This window comes from Sinorhizobium sp. FG01 (genome assembly GCF_002531875.1).
GTDB classification, from domain to species: Bacteria; Pseudomonadota; Alphaproteobacteria; order Rhizobiales; family Rhizobiaceae; genus Sinorhizobium; species Sinorhizobium fredii_C.
The window spans coordinates 35106-55026 of the sequence record NZ_NWTB01000015.1; the positions used below are offsets into that span (position 1 = coordinate 35106).

Here is a 19921-nt window from a genome sequence, read left to right on the forward strand (position 1 = left end):
CCCGATGCGCAAACAGGCTGATGTTTTTCGGAAATCATGCGGCGCACGCCGCCAGTCCGTCGGCAATCATTGCGGGACCCGCACCGCTTCTGCGGCGAGGACCTGACGGACTCACGTCATCCGCATAGTCGTTTTGAACGATTAAGATTCCTATAAGCGCGGCGTACGCCCGAGGCCCGGTCGAAACCGGCGGCGGTTACTTGCGCTCGCGTCCGCGGCAAACCGCCCGCGGAATGCGTTCGATCGAGGCGAATGAGAAATCAGAGGGAGGAAAAGATTGCCAAAGCGACGATCGCGAAAAGTGCAAGAGTGGCGGCGAAAGCGATCAGTTCGCCTTGCGCGCGGCTTTCATCGGCGCGGGCGATGGCAATAGCACGGGGACGGCGACGTTGCTGGCTCATGGCATCCTGTCCTTCCTGTTTGGCAGGACCGTTCGGGTCTTGCCATGCGCTTCATGGTGCAACCATCCCGCGGCTGAGGAAAGGCCATGAATTGGAAACAGTCTGGTCTGCGTTCTGAGACCGTACCACCAGTCCTCGGCCGGCTGTGGAAGCCATTTGCAAAGCAGGTTCGACTATTTCCCTTAACAATGGCTGAAGAGGCAAATCACCATTTTTGCCTCCCGGTTACACGTCTTGACCGGCAGCAAAGCCGGATGCCCAGGCCCATTGGAAATTGTAGCCGCCTAGCCACCCGGTGACGTCGACGCATTCGCCGATGAAATAGAGGCCGGGGATGTTCGTCGCTTGCATGGTCCGCGAGTCGAGCGCGCGCGTGTCGACGCCGCCGAGTGTCACTTCGGCGGTCCGGTAGCCCTCGGTTCCGGCCGGCTTCAATGTCCAGGCCTGGATGGAAGCCGCGAGCGCGTCGATCGCCTTGTCCGAGAGATCGGCAAGCAGGCGCCCGGCGAGCTTTGCCTCCTCGGCAAAGAACTGCGCGAGCCTCCGCGGCAGTATGTCGGCCAGTGCCGTCTGCGCCGCCTGGCGTCCGCTGGTGCGGCGCATACCCTTCAGGATCGAGGCGATATCGATGTCCGGCATCAGGCGCAGGACGATCTCCGCGCCCTCGCGCCAATAGGAGGAGATCTGCAGGATCGCCGGTCCGCTCAAGCCGCGATGGGTGATGAGCACCGCCTCGCGGAAGGCCACCTTGCCGAAGCGCACCTCGGCATCGGCCGCGACACCGGCAAGCGCGCCGAGCTTCTCAAGCTGGGCCGGATCGAGCGTGAAGGGGACGAGTGCCGGCCGCGTCTCGACGACCGGCAGGCCGAACTGCTCGGCAGCTTTATAGGCAAAGCCTGTCGCTCCCATCTTCGGGATCGATTTGCCGCCGCTCGCAATCACCAGCGAGGCGGCATCGATCGTCCCGGCGCTGGTGGTGACGCGAAAACCCGAAGCGGTCCGTTCCACGGCCGAAAGCGCGGTCTCGAGCCGCAGCATCGCGCCTGCTTCCTTCATCTCGGCAAGGAGCATGCGGATGATGTCCTTGGCCGAGTGGTCGCAGAAGAGTTGCCCGAGCGTCTTCTCATGCCAGGCGATGCCGTGCCGCTCGACGAGCGATACGAAATCCTGCGGGCGGTAGCGGGCAAGCGCCGACTTGCAGAAATGCGGATTGTCGGAAAGGAAATTCTTGGGGCCGGTGTGACTATTGGTGAAGTTGCAGCGGCCGCCGCCCGAAATGCGGATCTTCTCGCCCGGCGCCTTGGCATGATCGACGACGACGACACGGCGGCCGCGCTTCCCCGCCTCGATCGCGCACATCATGCCGGCGGCGCCCGCGCCGATGATCACCACATCCTGCTTTTCGATCACGGAGAGCCCTCTTCGCGTTTCTCGCCTTCCTTTCCGGCGAGAGGCGAAAAGTCAATCGCGAAGCACTGCAGCGCCGGGCGTCTTTCAAAAGCGCAAAGGATCCTGCGGCAATTTGGGAGCTGTGGGCTTTGTCCGCAAATCGCATCCGATTTGCGGAACATGCAGTAGCCAATTGGCAAAGGGCGGCTATGATGCGGGCTATCCTAAGCAGAATCCGGTGAATTATGTCTTCCAAGAGAAGCGTTGCCCAACAGACAGCAAAGGTCAGCAAGAGTACAGGAGTTCCCCTCGCCCTGCATTCCCCCCGAGGTGTCAAGACGTGGAAGGAGGCGGTCGACTGGCTGAAGATCCGCGGCATCGAGGACATCGAGTGCATCACCCCCGACCTTGCCGGGGTGCCGCGCGGCAAGATGATGCCGACGTCGAAGTTCACGTCCAACACATCGCTGGCACTGCCTTCGGCGATCTACCGCCACACGATTTCCGGCGAGTATCCGGAAGAGACCGGCCAGTTTCGCTATGACTCGCGCGACAGCGACATCAAGCTGGTGCCGGACCTTTCGACAATCTCCATCGTTCCCTGGGAAAGCGATCCGACGGCCCAGGTGATCTGCGATATCGTCGGCTCGCAGGGCGAACAGATCAGCTATACGCCGCGCAATGTCCTGAAGCGAGTCGTCGACCTCTACCGGCAGAAGGGCTGGAAACCGGTTGTCGCGCCCGAGATCGAATTCTACCTCGTCGCCCAGAACGATGACCCGGACTATCCGCTGCGTCCGCCGAAGGGCCGTTCCGGCCGCTCCATTCTCGGCGGCCAGGGCTATTCGATCGCTGGCATCAACGAATTCGACGAACTGATCGACGACATCTACCACTTCTCGGAAAAGCAGGGCCTGGAGATCGACACGCTGATCCACGAAGAGGGGCCGGCGCAACTCGAGATCAACCTCAGGCACGGCGATCCGATCGAGCTTGCCGACCAGGTGTTCCTGTTCAAGCGCACCATTCGCGAAGCGGCGCTGAAGCATGGCATCTACGCCACCTTCATGGCGAAGCCGATGCAGGGTCAGCCGGGCTCGGCAATGCACATCCATCAATCGGTCCTCGACATCGAGACCGGCCGGAACATCTTCTCCAACCCGGATGGCGCGCCCTCCAAGGAGTTCTTCTCCTTTATCGGCGGCATGCAGCACTATGTGCCGAAGACGTTGTCGATGATGGCGCCCTACGTGAACTCCTACCGGCGCCTGACGCCGGACATGTCGGCGCCGGTCAACACGGCCTGGGGCTACGACAACCGCACGACGGCCTTCCGCATCCCCGTTTCGGACCCGGTCGCGCGGCGCATCGAAAACCGCCTGCCGAGCTCCGATGCGAACCCTTATCTGGCGCTCGCCGCCTCCCTCGGCTGCGGCTATCTCGGCATCATGGAGGGTCTGCAGCCGACGCCGCCTTCGGAAGACACTGCGAATGACGGTGAGATCGATCTGCCGCGCGGCCTGCTCGAAGCCATTTCGCTGCTCGAATCGGCGCCATCGCTGGCCGAGGTCTTCAGTGCCGAGTTCATCGCCATCTATGCCGGGGTGAAGCGCGGCGAGTTCGAGACCTTCATGCAGGTCATCAGCCCGTGGGAACGTGAATTCCTGCTCCTCAACGTCTGACCTGAGGAGCATGCGGATGGAATGGCAAAGCCCGATCTCGCCCGGACTCTCCTGGTACGAGGCGACGGTCCCGGACCGGCCCAGCTATCCGGCAATGCCGGGATCGCAGAGGGCTGATGTCGCCATCATCGGCGGCGGCTATACCGGGCTGCAGGCGGCCTTCAACCTTGCGAAGGGCGGGGCCGACGTCACGCTGATCGACGCCTGCCGCCTCGGCGACGGCGCCTCGGGGCGCAACGGCGGCCAGTTCGGCACCGGCCAGCGCGCCTGGGCCGACGAGACGGAAGAGGTGCTCGGACACGAACGGGCGCAACTGCTCTTCGACATGGCGGAGAACGCCAAGCGCTACGTGCTGGATTTCGCAAGCGCGCACGGGATCGATATCGAGTTCGTGCCCGGCCAGCTCTCAGTCGGCCATAAGAGGAGCTTCGAGACTGACTATCGCCGCCATGTCGAGGCTATGGCGGAACGGTTCGGCTACCCGCACCTCTCCTTCATGGACCGGGAGGAAACCGCGCACCGGCTCGGCTCGCGCCACTACCACTTCGGCATCCGCGACACCGGCACCGGCCATATTCATCCGATGAAGCTGCTCGTCGGGCTCGCAAGGCAGGCGGCCCTTGCCGGTGCCAAGCTCTACGAACAGACGAAGGCGCTGAGGGTCGAGAAAAAGGGCGGTGCGGTCGTTATCGAGACGAACCAAGGCACGATCACCGCGGACCGGGCGCTGATCGCCTGCAACGCCTATATCGGCGATCTCGAGCCGGTGACCGCCAGCCACGTGATGCCGATCCGCTCCTTCATCGGCGCGACCCCGGTGCTGACGAACCACCCGGAGATTCTTCCGGGCGGCGAGTCGGTCGACGATTCGCGGTTCGTCGTGCGCTATTTCCGCAAAACGAAGGATGGCCGGCTGCTGTTCGGCGGGCGCGAGGCCTATACCGCCGACAATCCGCGCGACATTTCCACCCACATCCGCCGCCAGATCCGCGAAATTTATCCTTCACTTGCCGATATCGACATCACCCATGCCTGGGGCGGTTCGGTCGGCATCACCATGCCGCGCCAGCCCTTCTGCCGCGAGGTCATGCCGGGGGTGACGAGCATCGGCGGTTATTCGGGCCACGGCGTCATGCTCTCCAACTATTGCGGCAAGCTGTACGCTGACCTCGCACTCGGCAGAGCAACGGAACTTGACCTTCTCAAGGACTTGAAAATACCGGCGTTTCCAGGCGGGATTCGTTTTCGCTCCGCCCTCCTCTTCCTTGCCCTGAGCTGGTATGCCTTGCGCGATCGGCTTTAGAGCCGCATGGTTCCGGAGCGGGTATTGCCCAGGCCGACTCCCTAGGTTCATGCACAGAGCGTCATGCTTTGGAAAAATTGGGCAGATACGATTTTGTTGCGTTGCACCCTAGCGCTTTTAAATCGATTAGATTATATCTGCCCCTGACCTGAAACAGATCGAGACATGCCATGAGTAGCCAGATCATTCCTGTCGAACCGTTTGACTATGTCGTGTTCGGCGGCACCGGCGATCTTGCGGAGCGCAAGCTGTTGCCGGCCCTCTACCACCGGCAGATCGAAGGCCAGTTCACCGAGCCGACACGAATCATCGGCGCTTCGCGTGCTGCCCTTAGCCATGAGGAATATCGCAGCTTCGCGTCCGACGCGCTGAAGGAACACCTGAAGCCCGGCGAGTTCGACGAGGCCGAGGTGGCTAAATTCACCGCACGTCTCTATTACATATCTGTCGACGCCAAGTCCGAGCAGGGCTGGGACGATCTCAAGAAATTGCTCGAGGAAGGCAAGGATCGCACCCGGGCCTTCTATCTCGCCGTCGGGCCGGCAATCTTCGGCGATATTTCGGAAAAGATCCGAGACCACAAGCTCATCACCAAGAACACCCGCATCGTCGTCGAAAAGCCGATCGGTCGCGATCTCGCTTCGGCGACGGAGCTGAACGACACGATCGGCAAGGTGTTCCGCGAAGAGCAAATCTTCCGCATCGACCACTATCTCGGCAAGGAGACGGTGCAGAACCTGATGGCGCTGCGCTTCGCCAACGCACTCTACGAGCCGCTGTGGAATTCGGCCCATATCGATCACGTGCAGATCACCGTCGCCGAATCGGTCGGCCTGGAAAATCGCGCCGGCTATTACGACAAGGCCGGCGCTCTGCGCGATATGGTGCAGAACCATATTCTCCAACTCGTCTGCTTCGTCGCGATGGAAGCGCCGACCTCGATGGATGCGGAAGCGGTGCGCGACGAGAAGCTCAAGGTGCTCCGGGCCCTGAAGCCGATCACCGCCGCCAATGTCGAGCAGGTCACGGTTCGCGGCCAGTATCGCGCCGGCGCATCGGCAGGCGGCCCGGTCAAGGGCTACCTCGAAGAGCTCGAAGGCGGCGTCTCCAACACCGAGACCTTCGTCGCGATCAAGGCCGAGATCAGCAATTGGCGCTGGGCCGGCGTGCCGTTCTACATCCGCACCGGCAAGCGCATGGCCGGCCGCATGTCGGAAATCGTCATCACCTTTAAGCAGATCCCGCATTCGATCTTCGACCACAGCGCCGGGCGCATCTCCGCCAACCAACTGATGATCCGGCTGCAGCCGAACGAGGGCGTCAAGCAATCGCTGATGATCAAGGACCCCGGACCGGGTGGAATGCGGCTCAGAAACGTACCGCTCGACATGAGCTTCGCCGAAGCCTTCGGCGTCCGCAATGCCGATGCCTATGAGCGGCTGCTGCTCGACGTCATCCGTAACAACCAGACACTGTTTGTGCGCCGCGACGAGGTGGAGGCCGCCTGGCAATGGATCGACCCGATCCTCAAGGCCTGGGAAACGGCCGGCCAGCAGGTGCAGGGCTACACTGCCGGCACCTGGGGGCCGAGCCAGGCGATCGCGCTCATCGAACGCGACGGCCGCACCTGGAACGACACAATCTAGGACCGGCCCATGAGCGAGACCCTGCACACATACGAGAATGGAGCGGCCCTGGCGGAGGCGCTTGCCGATGCCGTCAGCGCCAGGCTCGCCGCAGCGATTGCGGCCCACGGCAAGGCGAGCATTGCGGTGTCCGGCGGCTCGACGCCGAAGGCCTTTTTCCGCGCGCTGGCCGGGCGCGACCTCGATTGGACGAAAGTGACGATCACCCTCGTCGACGAGCGGTTCGTACCGCCGGAAAGCGATCGCTCCAATCACGCGCTCGTCGCTTCGAACCTGCTTCAGGACAAAGCGGCCGCGGCGAAGTTCGTGCCGCTCTATCATGCCGCGGCGACGGCCGAGGCCGCCGCTGCGATCGCAAGCGAGGTGACCGCCGCGATCGCTGCGCCCTTCGACGTGGTGGTGCTCGGCATGGGAACGGACGGGCATACGGCCTCGTTCTTCCCCGGCGGGACACGCCTTGAAGAGGCCCTTGACCCGGCAACTCCCCGTGGCGTGGTCACGATGGAGGCTGACGGCGCCGGTGAACCCCGCCTCACCTTTACTTTCTCGAGCCTTCGGGATGCCGGATATCTCGTCCTACATATCGAAGGCGAGGGAAAAAAGGAGGTCCTCGCCCGGGCGCAAGCCGCGGGAGAAGAGGCCGAGATGCCGATCCGCGCCATGCTGAGGCGGGCGGCATCGCCGCTGCAGATCTACTGGGCGCCGTAAGGCGTCCGGACAGGAGACAGCAATTCAGAAGCGTTACAGCGACGCGCCGCCTTGGAAACATTGCCGCTGTAAGCCGATGACAGGATGAAGACCAAGGGGTCCGAAGACTCCGGAACAGGATGTGCCATGTCCGCCGATTCCCGCATTGCCGCCATTACCGCCCGTATCGTCGAGCGCTCAAAGCCCTATCGCGAACCTTATCTGGAACGCATCCGCAGCGCCGCGGCGACGGGACCGCACCGGAGTGTCCTCGGCTGCGGCAACCTGGCGCACGGATTTGCCGTCTGTTCCCCCGCCGAGAAGGACGCGCTCGCCGGCGACCGCGTCCCGAACCTCGGCATCATCACCTCCTATAACGACATGCTCTCGGCGCATCAGCCTTTCGAAACCTATCCGGCGCTGATACGCGAGGCGGCCCGCGAGGCTGGCGGTGTGGCGCAGGTTGCGGGCGGCGTGCCGGCGATGTGCGACGGCGTCACGCAAGGGCAGCCGGGCATGGAGCTGTCGCTCTTCTCGCGCGACCTGATCGCCATGGCAGCCGGCATCGGCCTGTCGCACAACATGTTCGATGCGGCCGTCTATCTCGGCGTCTGCGACAAGATCGTGCCGGGCCTGGTAATCGCGGCGCTGACCTTCGGTCACCTGCCCGCCATCTTCGTTCCCGCCGGACCGATGACCTCGGGCCTGCCGAACGACGAGAAGGCCAAGGTCCGGCAGCTTTTCGCCGAGGGCAAGGTCGGCCGCGACGAATTGCTCGAGGCGGAATCGAAGTCCTATCATGGCCCCGGCACCTGCACCTTCTACGGCACCGCCAACTCCAACCAGATGCTGATGGAGATCATGGGCTTCCACCTGCCGGGCGCCTCCTTCATCAATCCCGGCACGCCGCTGCGCGACGCGCTGACCAAGGAGGCAGCGAAGCGGGCGCTGGCGATCACGGCCATGGGCAACGAATTCACGCCGGCCGGCGAGATGATCGACGAGCGGTCGATCGTCAACGGCGTCGTCGGCCTGCATGCGACCGGCGGCTCGACCAACCACACCATGCACCTCGTTGCCATGGCGCGCGCCGCCGGGATCGCGCTCACTTGGCAGGACATTTCGGAACTCTCCGACGTCGTGCCGCTGCTCGCCCGCGTCTATCCAAACGGCCTTGCCGACGTGAACCATTTCCACGCGGCCGGCGGCATGGGCTTCCTGATCAGCCAATTGCTCAAGAAGGGGCTGCTGCATGACGACGTCCGAACCGTCTTTGGCCAGGGCCTCGATGCCTATGCGATCGACGTGAAGCTCGGCGTCAACGGCACCGTCCAGCGCGAGCCGGCGCCGGAGGAAAGCGCCGATCCGAAAGTGCTCTCGACCATCGACCAGCCCTTCCAGCATACCGGCGGGTTGAAGATGCTGACCGGCAATATCGGCAAGGCGGTGATCAAGATCTCCGCCGTCAAGCCGGAACGCCATATCATCGAGGCCCCCGCCAAGATCTTCAACGATCAGGCCGAGCTCAACGCCGCCTTCAAGGCGGGCAAGCTCGAAGGCGATTTCGTCGCCGTTGTTCGCTTCCAGGGCCCGAAGGCGAACGGCATGCCGGAGTTGCACAAGCTGACGACCGTGCTCGGCATCCTGCAGGACCGGGGCCAGAAGGTGGCGATCGTCACCGACGGGCGCATGTCCGGCGCATCCGGCAAAGTCCCGGCTGCTATCCATGTTACGCCGGAAGCAAAGGAGGGCGGGCCGATCGCCCGCATCCAAGAGGGCGACATCATCCGCATCGATGCGGTCAAGGGGACAATCGAGGTCAAGGTCGACGACATTGCCCTGAAAACGCGGGTGCCGGCTCGTATCGACCTCTCCGACAACGAGTTCGGGATGGGCCGCGAACTGTTCGCGCCGTTCCGCCAGATCGCCGGGGCGGCCGATCGCGGCGGCAGCGTTCTGTTTCACTGAGGCACCTGCGCCGTCGGAATGTGCCGACGGCTCTCGCCGTCAGCGATAGATGTCCAGCGTGCGGTTGCGATGGTTCGGATGGGTGCTGTAGACGAAGATCCGATTTAGGTCGCGATCGCTCAACAGCCGCAGGAACCGGGCCTCAATGAGGTTGTTGGCATGCACCCGCTTCAACAGGCAGCCGATCAGCGGAAGGCGGGCGCTCGGTATGTCGAGATAGAAATTCTGCGGCAGCTGGAACTTCGTCACGATGCCGATCACGGCGCTGCTTTTCGACAGCTTGATGATCTCGCAGCGGCGCGACGAGAGGTTCTGCATCCCCTTCTCGGTAAATTCAATTCGCGCGTCGTTCCGCGTGTCCTCCATCGGGAAATTAGCCTCTCGATCATACATGAACGACTCTTCCTTGTTGAGGAAGTGCCGTTGCATCTGAGGGGCCGGGCTGCGCATCAATTCACCTTTCGCATTCGAATTGCGGTCACGCTACCCAATGAAATTTAACAGAGGGTTTGGCGCCGCGGTGGAATGCGCATATTCCGTCCGAAAGCATCTATCAGCGGTACTGATGTTGGTGTGTCACATGCCCCTCATCCGGCCTGCCGGCCACCTTCTCCCCGCAGGCGGGGCGAAGGGAGTTCGCCGCACTGCCTCAGTCCCCTCGCCCCGCTTGCGGGGAGAGGGCTAGGGTGAGTGGCATTCTCAGACATTACACTAAACGCGATAGCTGCGCCCGTCGGCGTCGAAAAGGTGAAGCTTCGACTTGTCGGCGGTAAAGCGCACTCGGTCGCCACGTCCGACCTTGAGGATGCCGGGGATCTTGGCGATGATCGGCTCGTTCTCGACGAGACCTTCGATATAGAGCAGCGTCACCTCGCCAAGCGCTTCGACGATGGCAATTGTTCCCTCGAACAGGAAATCCTGGCCGTCGGTCACCTCAAGGTCTTCCGGCCGCACGCCGAAGCTCGCCTTCTTGCCGTTTTCGGACGCGTTCGTCGGGATGTCGAGCGTCACGGATTTTCCGCCCGTAAGGTTCACCGTCGTCTGCGCGCCGGTGGCCGTGATCGTCGAGGGGATGACGTTCATGGCCGGCGAGCCGATGAAGCGGGCGACGAACAGGTTCGCCGGCCGCTCGTAAAGCTCGAGCGGCGCCCCGACCTGTTCGATGTGACCGAGAGAGAGCACGACGATGCGGTCGGCGAGGGTCATCGCCTCCACCTGGTCGTGGGTGACATAGATCATCGTCGTGTCGGCCATCCGCTCGCTGAGCTTGGCAATCTCGATGCGGGTCGCCACGCGCAAGGCAGCATCCAGGTTGGACAGCGGCTCGTCGAACAGGAAGACCTTGGGATTGCGGCAGATCGCCCGGCCGATCGCGACGCGCTGGCGCTGGCCGCCGGAAAGCGCCTTCGGAAGACGATCAAGGAATTTCGTGAGCTGGAGGATGTCGGCTGCCGACCGAACCCGGCGGTCGATCTCCTCCTTCGATTCCTTGGCGATCCGCATGCCGAAGGCCATGTTGTCGTAGACGGTCATATGCGGGTAGAGCGCATAGGACTGGAACACCATGGCGATGCCGCGTTTCGATGGCGGCACGTCGTTAACCCGCTCGCCGTCGATAAACATGTCGCCGCCGGTGATCTCCTCGAGCCCGGCGATCATCCGGAGCAGCGTCGACTTGCCGCAGCCGGACGGCCCGACGAAGACGACGAACTCGCCCTGTTTGATGTCGAGATTGATGCCGTGAATGACATCGACCGCCCCATAGGACTTGCGGATGTCTTTAAGCAGCAGGCCCGTCATTGCACCCTCCCCTCGGTTTCTAGGCCAGGCGCGCGAAGAACGCGCCCCAGGCCGGAAGACTGATCTTGTTGTCCCTTATATCAGAGATGAAGCCGTGACCGTCGAGCGGCTCGATCCCGTCGCTTGGCGATTCCGCGGCCGCAGGCTCGTCGCCCATATTGAACAGGCAGAAGAGCTTTTCATTGCCGTGGGTCCGGATGAAGCCGAGAAGCGGTGCCCGCGTCTCGACGAATTCGATATCTCCCTTGGCGAAGGCCGGATGGGCCTTCCTGAAATGGAGAAAACGGCGATAGTGCTCGAGCACCGAAGCCGGGTCGCCCTCCTGGATGGCGACCGCCTGCGGCAGGTGGGCCTCGGGAATCGGCAGCCAGGGCTTCGCGCTGCTGAAGCCGCCGTCCGGCAGGCTCTCCCACACCATCGGCGTCCGGCAGCCGTCGCGGCCCTTGAAATCGGGCCAGAACTGGATGCCGTAAGGGTCTTGGAGGTCCTCATAGGCGAGCTCCGCTTCCGGCAGCGCCAGTTCCTCGCCCTGATAGATGCAGACCGAACCACGCAGCGACATCAGCAGGCTGGCGAGCAGCTTGGCATGACCGGCGTGGTCGGCAACGCCGGAACCCCAGCGGCTGACGTGGCGGACGACATCGTGGTTGGCGAAGGCCCAGCAGGCCCAGCCCTCCGGCGCGACCTTCTCGAAATCGCGCAACACCTCGGCAACGCGTTCCGGGGTCAGCGGATCCGGCGCCAGGAACTCGAAGGCATAGCACATCTGCACCTTGTCGCCGCCCGAGGTGTATTCACCGGCGATTTCAAGACCGCGCTGGCTGTCGCCGACCTCGCCGACGGCGGCGATCGCCGGGAATTCCTCCATCACCGCACGGAAGCGCTTCAGAAAGTCCAGATTCTCCGGTCTGTTCTTGTCGTAGATATGTTCCTGATAGTTGTAGGGATTGACGGCAGGCGCGGTCGAGGCGTTGCGGCGCTCCGGCGCCAGCGCCGGGTTGTCCCGCAGCTCTCGGTCGTGGAAATAAAAATTGATGGTGTCGAGGCGGAAGCCGTCGACGCCGCGCTCCAGCCAGAAGCGCTCGACGGCGAGAAGCGCATCCTGCACATGCGGATTGTGCAGGTTGAGGTCCGGCTGCGAGGTCAGGAAATTGTGCAGGTAATATTGCAGCCGGGTCGGGTCCCAGGCCCAGGCGGAGCCGCCGAAGATCGACAGCCAATTGTTCGGCGGCGTGCCATCCGGCTTGGAGTCAGCCCAGACATACCAGTCAGCCTTGGCATTGCTGCGGCTGGAGCGGCTCTCGACGAACCAGGGGTGCTGGTCGGACGTGTGCGACAGGACGAGATCGATCATCACGCGGAGGTCGAGCCTATGGGCTTCCGCAATCAGTGCATCGAAATCCTTGAGCGTGCCGAAGATCGGATCGACATCCGTGTAGTTCGAGACATCGTAACCGAAATCGCGCATCGGCGAGGTGAAGAACGGCGAGATCCAGATGGCATCGGCGCCGAGCGCCGCGACATGCGGTAGGCGGGCGGTGATGCCCTTCAGGTCGCCGATGCCGTCGCCGTTGGTGTCCTGGAAGGAGCGCGGGTAGATCTGGTAGATCACCGCGCCGCGCCACCAGTCCTTGTCGGCCGTCAGGATTGCGCCGGTCGTTTCGGTCTTGTCCATGCGAATTTGAAGTCCCTGTCTTGAAATGTCAGCCGCCCTTGACCGATCCCGCCAGCAGGCCACGCACGAGGTAGCGTTGCAGGGCGAAGAAGACGATCAGCGGTACGACGATGGTGATGAAGGCGGAAGCGGTGAGGATTTCCCAATTGCCGCCGCGGGAACCGAGGAGATTGACCAGGCGCCCGGTCAGCACCAGCGAATCCTCGCCGGCGCCGAGAAAGACGATGGCGACGAGGAGGTCGTTCCAGGTCCAGAGGAACTGGAAGATGGCGAAAGAGGCGAGCGCCGGGAACGACAAGGGCAGGATGATCTTGACGAAGATGTCGAAATCGCTGGCGCCGTCGACGCGCGCCGATTCCATGATCTCGCGCGGCAGGCCGGCCATGTAGTTGCGCAGAAGATAGATCGCCAGCGGCAGGCCGAAGCCGGTATGGGCGAGCCAGATGCCCATATAGGTCTTGGCCGGCACGCCGAAGAAGGCGCCGACGCCGTTATAGAGCTGCAAAAGCGGAATGAGCGACATCTGCAGCGGCACGACGAGCAGACCGACGACGACGGCGAGCAGGATGGCGCGGCCCGGGAAAGGCATCCAGGCCAGCGCATAGGCCGCAAAGGCGGCGATCAGGATCGGGATCACCGTCGACGGTATCGCGACGGTCAGCGAGTTGAGGAACGACGTGCCGATGCCGGCCGCACTCAGCACCTCGATATAGTTGTCGATCGTGAAGCGAGGCGGTGTCGAGGCGGTATAGAAGATGCGCTGGCCGCGCGATCCTTCCATCTTCGTATCCGAGACGATTTCGAAGCCGCCGTCCGTCTGCACGGTCAGCCGCTCGCCGTCATTGAGCTCTGCCGTCTCGCCGGGTTTGAACTTCGCCGGCTCGCGGCTGGAAAAACCGAAGGCGGAAATCTGGCCGCCACCCTGACCTTCAAGCAGATTTCCGGAGATCACGAACTTGCCGTCCCGCTCGACCTGGTTGTCGGCCGAAGGGGCACGCGCCACGGCGTTGCGCGACGAGGTGGCGAGCGCCGTCCACCAGCCGGAGACGGCGAGTTGGTCCTTGTCGCGTAGAGAGGAGATCAGCAGGCCGGCAGTCGGCATGGTCCAGAGGAGGACGAGGAGCAGGACCGAAAGATGAACGGCCCAGGTGAGCGGAGAACGCGTCGACGGGTTCATCTCAGTGACCTCCCGATTCCTTGGTCGCGTTGCGGATGTTCCAGATCATGATCGGAATGACGAGGATCATGATGACCACCGCGATCGACGCGCCGCGGCCGAAGTCGCCGCCGCCGCGGAACATCCAGTCGAACATTAGGTTGGCAAGCACCTGGCTCTGCCATTGGCCATTGGTCATTGCGAGCACGATGTCGAAGACCTTCAGGACAAGGATGGTGATGGTGGTCCAGACGACCGCGATCGTCCCCCAGATCTGCGGCACCATGATCTTGAAGAAGATCTGCCAGCCGTTGGCGCCGTCGATAACCGCCGCCTCGATCGTCTCCTCCGGAATGCCGCGCAGCGCCGCCGAGAGGATGACCATGGCGAAACCGGTCTGTATCCAGATGAGGATGACCATCAGGAAGAAATTGTTCCAGAATGGAAGCGTGATCCAGGCCTGCGGCTCACCGCCGAAAGCAACGACGATGGCGTTCAGGAGCCCGATCTGCTCGGAGCCGGCAGCCCGGTAGTCGTAGATGAATTTCCAGATGACGGCGGCGCCGACGAAGGAGATCGCCATCGGCATGAAGATCAGCGTCTTGGCGATGTTGCCCCACCAGATGCGGTCGGTCAGCGCGGCGATGATCAGGCCGAAGAAGGTCGAGAGCGCCGGCACGACTAGCAGCCAGAGGAAATTGTTGAAGATCGACTGGCGGAATTCACCGTCATTGATCATCCAGCTGTAGTTGCGCGCGCCGACGAAATTCTGGCCGCCCCTGTCGTGGAAGCTCAACCAAACGGATTGGACCACCGGATAGATGAGATAGATCGTCAGCGCGAACAGGGCCGGCGCCAGGAACAGCCACGGCCGGATCGCGTTAGTGATCCGCAAATTGCGGGAGGCGGCAGCGCCTGACAGCCCCTTCGAAGGGAAAATCCAATCGAGAATGAAATTGGTGGCCCAGAAATAGACCGCACAGGCCAGGACACCGGCTATCATCGTCACAATCGCAGCGACAAGCTGCATGACACATCCCTCCCCTCAAACGCTTCCGGAACCGGTCGCTCCAGGCGCATTGCACGATGGCGGCTTCCGCTTTTTATTGGGATACCCGCCTACAGCGGCGCGCGTCTCATCAGACGCGCAAAGGCCGCCGTAACCTTTGAGTTACTGCATGCTTAAATCGGCTGCGATTTAAAAATGCAGCAGGCAGGCTGATCCGAAGAGGAAAGGCGGCGGACGAGGCATTCGTCCGCCGCCCTGGAGACTACTTGATAGCGTCCCAGGCCTTCTGGACACCAGCCGCGACGTCGGCCGAGGGCTTGCCGCCGACATAGTCGACCATGCCGGTCCAGAGCGCGCCGGCGCCGATCTTGCCGGGCATCAGGTCCGAACCGTCGAAGCGGAAGGTCGTGGCGTTGAGCAGGATCTCGCCCTGCTTCTTCAGCGGCGGGTTGCCGTAGACGTCGACATTGACGCTCTTATAGGGCGTCAGGAAGCTCGTCTGGGCCATCCAGACCTCATGCGCGATCGGCGTCTTCAGGAACTCGATGAACGCGCGCGCGGCCGGCGTATCCTTGGTGATCATCGCAAGCGTGCCGGCGCCGAGCACCGGATTGCCAAGCTCCTTCTTGCTTTCATAGGGCGGCATGTAGAAGAAGTCGGCATCCTCGCCAACCACCGTACCTTCCGGGAAGAAGGAGGGAATGAAAGAGGCCTGGTGGTGCAGATAGCACTTCGGCGGCGAGGCAAAGAGACCCTTCGGGCTATCGCGGAAGTCAGTGGAGGCGACCGCCGCCGCGCCGCCGTCGACGAACTTGTCGTTTCGCGCAAACCAGCCGAATTCATCGATCGCGTTGATCACTGCCGGGTCGGTGAAGGGAATTTCGTTTTTGACCCACTTGTCATAGACTTCGGGCGACTGCGTGCGCAGCATCAGGTCCTCGACCCAGTCCGTCGCCGGCCAGCCGGTGGCGCCGCCCGATCCGAGACCGATGCACCAGGGCTTCTCGCCGTCGGCCGCGATCTTCTCGGTCAGAGCCTTCAGATCTTCCATGGTCTTCGGCACTTCGTAGCCGGCGTCCTCGAAGTTTTCCGGGACGTACCAGACGAGCGACTTGACGTCGATCTTGTAGGGGAAGGCATAGAGCGCCACGGTGCCGTCCTTGCCGTTATAGGTGGAGAGATCCACCCAGGACTGACCGGCGGCGTAGTTGTCGAGCAGCCATTGCTTGGTTTCGTCGCCGAGCGGCGTCAGAAGGCCCTTGGCGGCAAGGTCGGCAATCAGGCCTGGCTGGGGTAGGATCGCCACATCGGGTGGGCTGCCGGCCTGGGTGTCGATGACGATCTGCTGTTCGTAGTTTTCGGAAGAGGAATACTTGACCTCGACGCCCGTCGCTTCGACGAAATAGGCAAAGACGCTCTTGAACAGAGCCTCGTCCTCGCCGCGCCAGGGACCGAAGATCGTCAGCGTCTGGCCTTTCAGGTCGTGCCCCTTCTTGAACTCCTCGAAGCTTCCCCAATTGAACTTCGAATCCTCGCCCGGCTTGAACTTCAGGTCGGCAGCGCTGGCAGCCCCTGCAAGCAAAGCGAGCGCAGCGACGCCAATCAGCAATGATCTCTTCACGTTCGGTCCTCCCCAAAAAGAAACCCGGGCGCTGCGCCACGGGTGGATCGTCAAAGACACGTTATTCAAAGCGCTTTGAGTTTGCCAACACTCCATTGCCGCCAGGAAAGAGTCAAGAGCTTTCATCCGGCTGCGCGCTGCATTGCAACATTTTGCCCTGCGGCACGGTTTTGCGGCGCAAAATGAAGGTTTCGAGCTTTTTCATAGGCGGGCCGGATGGTATCAGGACAAGTTAGCGCTTGCCGAAAGGGCAAAAAATAAAGCGAATATCCAAAGCGCTTTGAGAGGAAACCGGCCATGGCAGTGAATCTGAAGCAGCTGGCGGAGATCCTCGGCCTCTCACAGACGACCGTGAGTCGCGCACTCAACGGCTATCCGGAAGTTAATGCGGAAACGCGGCAAAGGGTGCTGCAGGCGGTGCGGGAGACCGGCTACCGGCCGAATCGTGCCGCCCAGCGGCTGGCAACCGGCAAGGCCTATTCGATCGGGCTCGTCATGCCGATCGCGGCGGGCATCGATTCGGACATCCATTTCGGCGAGTTCCTCGCCGGCCTCGCAGAGGAGTCGGTGAAGCACGATTTTCATTTCGTCCTCAATCCGAGCGCACCGGACGACGAGGAGGCAACGTTCCGGCGGCTGGCGGCAAGCGGCAATGTCGACGCGGTCTTCCTCGCCTATATGCGCCCCAACGATCCGCGCATTCCCATGCTGAAGGCGCTCTCCATTCCCTTCGTCGTTCACGGCCGGTCGATCGGGGGGCCGCGCGATTACCCGTTTCTCGACATCGACAATACCCAGGCCTTCTACGACGCCACCAAGCTTCTTCTGCAACTCGGCCACCACCGGATCGCGCTGATCAACGGGCCGGACTATCTCGCCTTTTCCATCCGCCGGAAAAAGGGGGTGACGCGGGCGCTTACCGAATGGGGCCTCGGCCTCGACGAAGAACTCGTCCATCATTCGGTGATGGCCGACGAATACGGCTATCGAAGCATGCAGCACTTTCTTGAACGGCCCAACCCGCCGACGGCGGTCCTTTGCTCCAGTACGGTGCTGGCGCTCGGCGCAGTGCGGGCGATCAACCGGGCGGGGCTCGCCATCGGCAGCGACATCTCGGTCATCGCCCATGACGACGTCCTGCCGATGCTGAAGCCGGAGAACTTCAGCGTGCCGCTGACGACCACCCGCTCATCACTGAGGGCTGCCGGCGCGCGCATCGCGACTCGGCTGATCGGCGGGATCATCGCCCGCGGCGACTATCCGGAACAGGAACTCTGGCGCGCCGAGCTGATCGTGCGCGCTTCGACCGGACCCGCCCCGGGCCGGTAGAGACGGACTTCGTCGTCAGAACTTCGGCGGCTTGCGACCGGCCCTGCGGTAGGCGGCGATGATCGTGTTCGCCATCAGCATGGCGATCGTCATCGGCCCGACGCCACCCGGAACCGGCGTGATGACGCTTGCGACCTTGGCGCATTCCTCGAAGGCGACGTCGCCGACGAGCTTCGTCTTGCCCTCGCCGCGCTCCGGCGCCGGGACACGGTTGATGCCGACATCGATGACCAGCGCCCCGGGCTTCACCCAATCGGCCTTGACCATTTCCGGCCGGCCGACCGCCGCCACGAGAATATCGGCGTTGCGGCACACGGCCGGAAGATCCTTGGTGCGCGAATGTGCGGTCGTCACCGTCGCATGGGCGGCGAGCAGCAGCGCCGACATGGGCTTGCCGAAGAGATTGGAGCGGCCGATGACGACGGCGTTCAGCCCGGAGAGGTCTTCACCATGGGTGCGGCGCACGAAGACCATGGCGCCGGCCGGAGTGCATGAAACCAGCCCGCCCTCGAGATCGCCCGTCGCGACCTTGCCGGCATTGACGACATGCAGACCGTCGACATCCTTCTCGGGGAGGATCGACTGGATGATCGGCTCCGATTGAAGATGTTTCGGCAGAGGCAGTTGGACGAGGATGCCGTGGATCGACGGATCGGCATTGAGCTCGGTGACGAGCGCCGCCAGCTCCTCCTGCGAGGTCTCCTCGGGCAGCGTGTGCTGGACGGAGAGGAAACCGCATTCCTTCGCCATCCGGCTTTTCGCCGACACATAGGCATGGCTCGCCGGATCGTCGCCGACGATGACCACCGCGAGGCCGGCCCGGACGCCTGCCTCCGTCTCCAGCGTCTTGGTAGCGGATTTCACGGTTTCGATGACCGAAGCGGCAACGGCCTTGCCATCAATCACAGTCGTCACGGCGTATCTCCCGGTTTGTCCTCGACGCGCCACACTCTAGCTGGCGTCGCTTTGCGCAATTGCCTGCAAGCGCCCTATGCTGTCCCAAACGCATAAATGCAAGGGCTTGGAGGAACCGCAACGCCATTCGGCGCATTTCCTTGCACGGTTGCAAGGCCGGGCGTTCAGGCGACGGGCGCTTGAGAGTTCGCTCGCATGGCAGCAGCCCATTGGACCCAACCGCGAGCGATCGTCAGGCTCCGTCAGGATCATGCCCGCCAGTCACGCTCCGGCCGTTAACGTGATACACTCCCATTCCGATTCGCGTTCGAAGATTTGTTTTATTGCTTGCCTTTAGCTGCGCGGGTTTTGTCGATGTCGCCGACCGGTGAGGATATTTCGATCCACTTCCAGAGCGAAAGGGAGAATACGGCGGATATCGAACTCGTCGTCGTGGTCCCGACATTTCGCCGCCCGGACCATCTCGTCAAGACGTTGAAGACCATCGTCTCCCAAAGGCCCGACGTTCCTTACGCGACCGTGGTGGTTGAAAACGACCCGGACGATCTCGCCGGCGCCGAAGCGGCAAAGCGCTTTTTTCTCGAACACCGGTCGGATTCGACCGTGATCGTCGCCCATCGGCAGGGCCACAGCCATGCATGCAATGCCGGTTGGGCGGCAGCCCTCGACCACTATCAGAACCTGCGCGCGATAGCGGTGATCTACGACGATGCGGTTGCTGCTCCCGAATGGCTCGATGGCCTTGTCGCCGTTCAGGAGGGCCACGCGGCGGACATCGTCGGCGGCCCGCAGCTACCGGTCTTCGAGGATCCGGATGGGCAGAAATGGAAGCATCATCCCATCTTTTCGCCCCACTACGATGCCACCGGGCCGGTGCCGAGGCTTTATTCCGCCGGCAATGTCCTCATCACGCGAGCGGTGCTCGATGCCATGCCGCGGCCGTTTCTGAACCCGGCCCTCAATTTCGCCGGCGTCGGCGACGGGGATTTCTTCAATCGATGCAGGGCGAAGGGGTTCTTTTTTGCCTGGGCGGCAGAGGCCTGGGTGGCGGAAGCAGTTCCGCGAGACCACACCACCGCGTCCTGGATCCGCGCCCGCAGTCTCGAACAGGGGGCGATTTCGACGCTGCTCGAGCATCAGCGCGATGCGACCCTTGCCGGGCGGTTGCGAGCGCTCGGCAAAACCATCGGACTGCTCGCCGTGTCGCTGCCGCGCGGCCTCAAGCTATGGTCGGAAACGGGCCTTGCAATAGCAAGCCTTTATCCCTTCCATTTGGCGGTCGGCCGACTGAGGGCCAGGATCGGCCCTGCGGACGAACAATACCGCGAAGCGAAATGAGT

The 19921-nt window shown here is 62.7% G+C and carries 16 protein-coding genes; 7 read left to right on the top strand and 9 right to left on the bottom strand.

The features are described from left to right. Positions 1-260: 260 nt before the first annotated feature. Together CO656_RS30330 and CO656_RS22915 are read right to left on the bottom strand one after the other, a co-directional pair. Positions 261-401, bottom strand: a complete 141-nt coding sequence (locus CO656_RS30330) for a hypothetical protein (RefSeq protein ID WP_086022794.1) — start codon at positions 399-401, stop codon at positions 261-263. 225 nt (positions 402-626) lie between these two features. After that, the gene (locus CO656_RS22915) at positions 627-1811 is read right to left on the bottom strand and encodes an NAD(P)/FAD-dependent oxidoreductase (RefSeq protein ID WP_037424007.1); all 1185 of its coding nucleotides are present in this window, start codon (positions 1809-1811) and stop codon (positions 627-629) included. A 224-nt stretch (positions 1812-2035) separates the two neighbouring features. On the opposite strand from CO656_RS22915, the gene CO656_RS22920 reads away from it, so the two are divergent. From CO656_RS22920 to edd, 5 genes are all read left to right on the top strand, one after another. Next, on the top strand, positions 2036-3472 hold the full coding sequence (locus CO656_RS22920) for a glutamine synthetase family protein (RefSeq protein WP_037424005.1): 1437 nt from the start codon (positions 2036-2038) through the stop codon (positions 3470-3472). Positions 3473-3488: 16 nt separating this feature from the next. Next, entirely contained in the window at positions 3489-4775 is a 1287-nt protein-coding gene (locus tag CO656_RS22925; protein ID WP_097527257.1) for an FAD-binding oxidoreductase, read from the top strand. 170 nt (positions 4776-4945) lie between these two features. Next, positions 4946-6421, top strand: coding sequence for a glucose-6-phosphate dehydrogenase (zwf, locus tag CO656_RS22930; RefSeq protein WP_037423999.1), 1476 nt, complete (start codon positions 4946-4948; stop codon positions 6419-6421). A 9-nt stretch (positions 6422-6430) separates the two neighbouring features. After that, positions 6431-7129: a 6-phosphogluconolactonase gene (pgl, locus tag CO656_RS22935; protein ID WP_037423996.1), complete on the top strand. Its 699-nt coding sequence runs from the start codon at positions 6431-6433 to the stop codon at positions 7127-7129. A gap of 126 nt (positions 7130-7255) precedes the next feature. Further along, on the top strand, positions 7256-9076 hold the full coding sequence (edd, locus tag CO656_RS22940; RefSeq protein ID WP_037423993.1) for a phosphogluconate dehydratase: 1821 nt from the start codon (positions 7256-7258) through the stop codon (positions 9074-9076). Between the two features lie 39 nt (positions 9077-9115). Here the strand turns inward: edd and CO656_RS22945 are convergent, their stop codons facing one another. The 6 genes from CO656_RS22945 to CO656_RS22970 all read right to left on the bottom strand — a co-directional run bounded on the left by CO656_RS22945 (position 9116) and on the right by CO656_RS22970 (position 16337). Further along, the gene (locus CO656_RS22945; protein WP_083854240.1) at positions 9116-9526 is read right to left on the bottom strand and encodes a hypothetical protein; all 411 of its coding nucleotides are present in this window, start codon (positions 9524-9526) and stop codon (positions 9116-9118) included. 261 nt (positions 9527-9787) lie between these two features. Next, positions 9788-10876: a sn-glycerol-3-phosphate ABC transporter ATP-binding protein UgpC gene (ugpC, locus tag CO656_RS22950; RefSeq protein WP_037423990.1), complete on the bottom strand. Its 1089-nt coding sequence runs from the start codon at positions 10874-10876 to the stop codon at positions 9788-9790. Positions 10877-10895: 19 nt separating this feature from the next. Continuing rightward, positions 10896-12551 carry an alpha-amylase family glycosyl hydrolase gene (locus CO656_RS22955; protein ID WP_037423987.1) on the bottom strand — a complete coding sequence of 552 codons (1656 nt, stop codon included), beginning with the start codon at positions 12549-12551 and terminating at the stop codon, positions 10896-10898. 28 nt (positions 12552-12579) lie between these two features. Beyond that, positions 12580-13728, bottom strand: a complete 1149-nt coding sequence (locus tag CO656_RS22960) for a carbohydrate ABC transporter permease (protein WP_097527258.1) — start codon at positions 13726-13728, stop codon at positions 12580-12582. A gap of 1 nt (position 13729) precedes the next feature. Beyond that, a complete protein-coding gene (locus CO656_RS22965; RefSeq protein ID WP_097527259.1) occupies positions 13730-14737 on the bottom strand; it encodes a sugar ABC transporter permease in 1008 nt (335 codons plus the stop codon). Between the two features lie 241 nt (positions 14738-14978). Continuing rightward, positions 14979-16337, bottom strand: a complete 1359-nt coding sequence (locus CO656_RS22970) for an ABC transporter substrate-binding protein (RefSeq protein WP_097527260.1) — start codon at positions 16335-16337, stop codon at positions 14979-14981. 297 nt (positions 16338-16634) lie between these two features. Between CO656_RS22970 and CO656_RS22975 the strand changes: the two genes are divergently transcribed. Beyond that, positions 16635-17666: a substrate-binding domain-containing protein gene (locus CO656_RS22975; RefSeq protein ID WP_097527261.1), complete on the top strand. Its 1032-nt coding sequence runs from the start codon at positions 16635-16637 to the stop codon at positions 17664-17666. A 15-nt stretch (positions 17667-17681) separates the two neighbouring features. Here CO656_RS22975 and folD read toward each other — a convergent pair whose 3' ends face one another. Beyond that, complete coding sequence (gene folD, locus CO656_RS22980) at positions 17682-18581, bottom strand: bifunctional methylenetetrahydrofolate dehydrogenase/methenyltetrahydrofolate cyclohydrolase FolD (RefSeq protein ID WP_097527262.1); 900 nt, start codon at positions 18579-18581, stop codon at positions 17682-17684. Between the two features lie 354 nt (positions 18582-18935). Between folD and CO656_RS22985 the strand changes: the two genes are divergently transcribed. Next, entirely contained in the window at positions 18936-19919 is a 984-nt protein-coding gene (locus tag CO656_RS22985; protein ID WP_097527296.1) for a glycosyltransferase, read from the top strand. Positions 19920-19921 lie beyond the last annotated feature (2 nt).

Bases quoted from the DNA above. Each gene is read 5' to 3' on its own strand.
- CO656_RS30330 (WP_086022794.1), bottom strand. From the start codon at position 401: ATGAGCCAGCAACGTCGCCGTCCCCGTGCTATTGCCATCGCCCGCGCC.
- CO656_RS22920 (WP_037424005.1), top strand. From the start codon at position 2,036: ATGTCTTCCAAGAGAAGCGTTGCCCAACAGACAGCAAAGGTCAGCAAG.
- CO656_RS22925 (WP_097527257.1), top strand. From the start codon at position 3,489: ATGGAATGGCAAAGCCCGATCTCGCCCGGACTCTCCTGGTACGAGGCG.
- zwf (WP_037423999.1), top strand. From the start codon at position 4,946: ATGAGTAGCCAGATCATTCCTGTCGAACCGTTTGACTATGTCGTGTTC.
- pgl (WP_037423996.1), top strand. From the start codon at position 6,431: ATGAGCGAGACCCTGCACACATACGAGAATGGAGCGGCCCTGGCGGAG.
- edd (WP_037423993.1), top strand. From the start codon at position 7,256: ATGTCCGCCGATTCCCGCATTGCCGCCATTACCGCCCGTATCGTCGAG.
- CO656_RS22945 (WP_083854240.1), bottom strand. From the start codon at position 9,526: ATGCGCAGCCCGGCCCCTCAGATGCAACGGCACTTCCTCAACAAGGAA.
- ugpC (WP_037423990.1), bottom strand. From the start codon at position 10,876: ATGACGGGCCTGCTGCTTAAAGACATCCGCAAGTCCTATGGGGCGGTC.
- CO656_RS22955 (WP_037423987.1), bottom strand. From the start codon at position 12,551: ATGGACAAGACCGAAACGACCGGCGCAATCCTGACGGCCGACAAGGAC.
- CO656_RS22960 (WP_097527258.1), bottom strand. From the start codon at position 13,728: ATGAACCCGTCGACGCGTTCTCCGCTCACCTGGGCCGTTCATCTTTCG.
- CO656_RS22965 (WP_097527259.1), bottom strand. From the start codon at position 14,737: ATGCAGCTTGTCGCTGCGATTGTGACGATGATAGCCGGTGTCCTGGCC.
- CO656_RS22975 (WP_097527261.1), top strand. From the start codon at position 16,635: ATGGCAGTGAATCTGAAGCAGCTGGCGGAGATCCTCGGCCTCTCACAG.
- CO656_RS22985 (WP_097527296.1), top strand. From the start codon at position 18,936: ATGTCGCCGACCGGTGAGGATATTTCGATCCACTTCCAGAGCGAAAGG.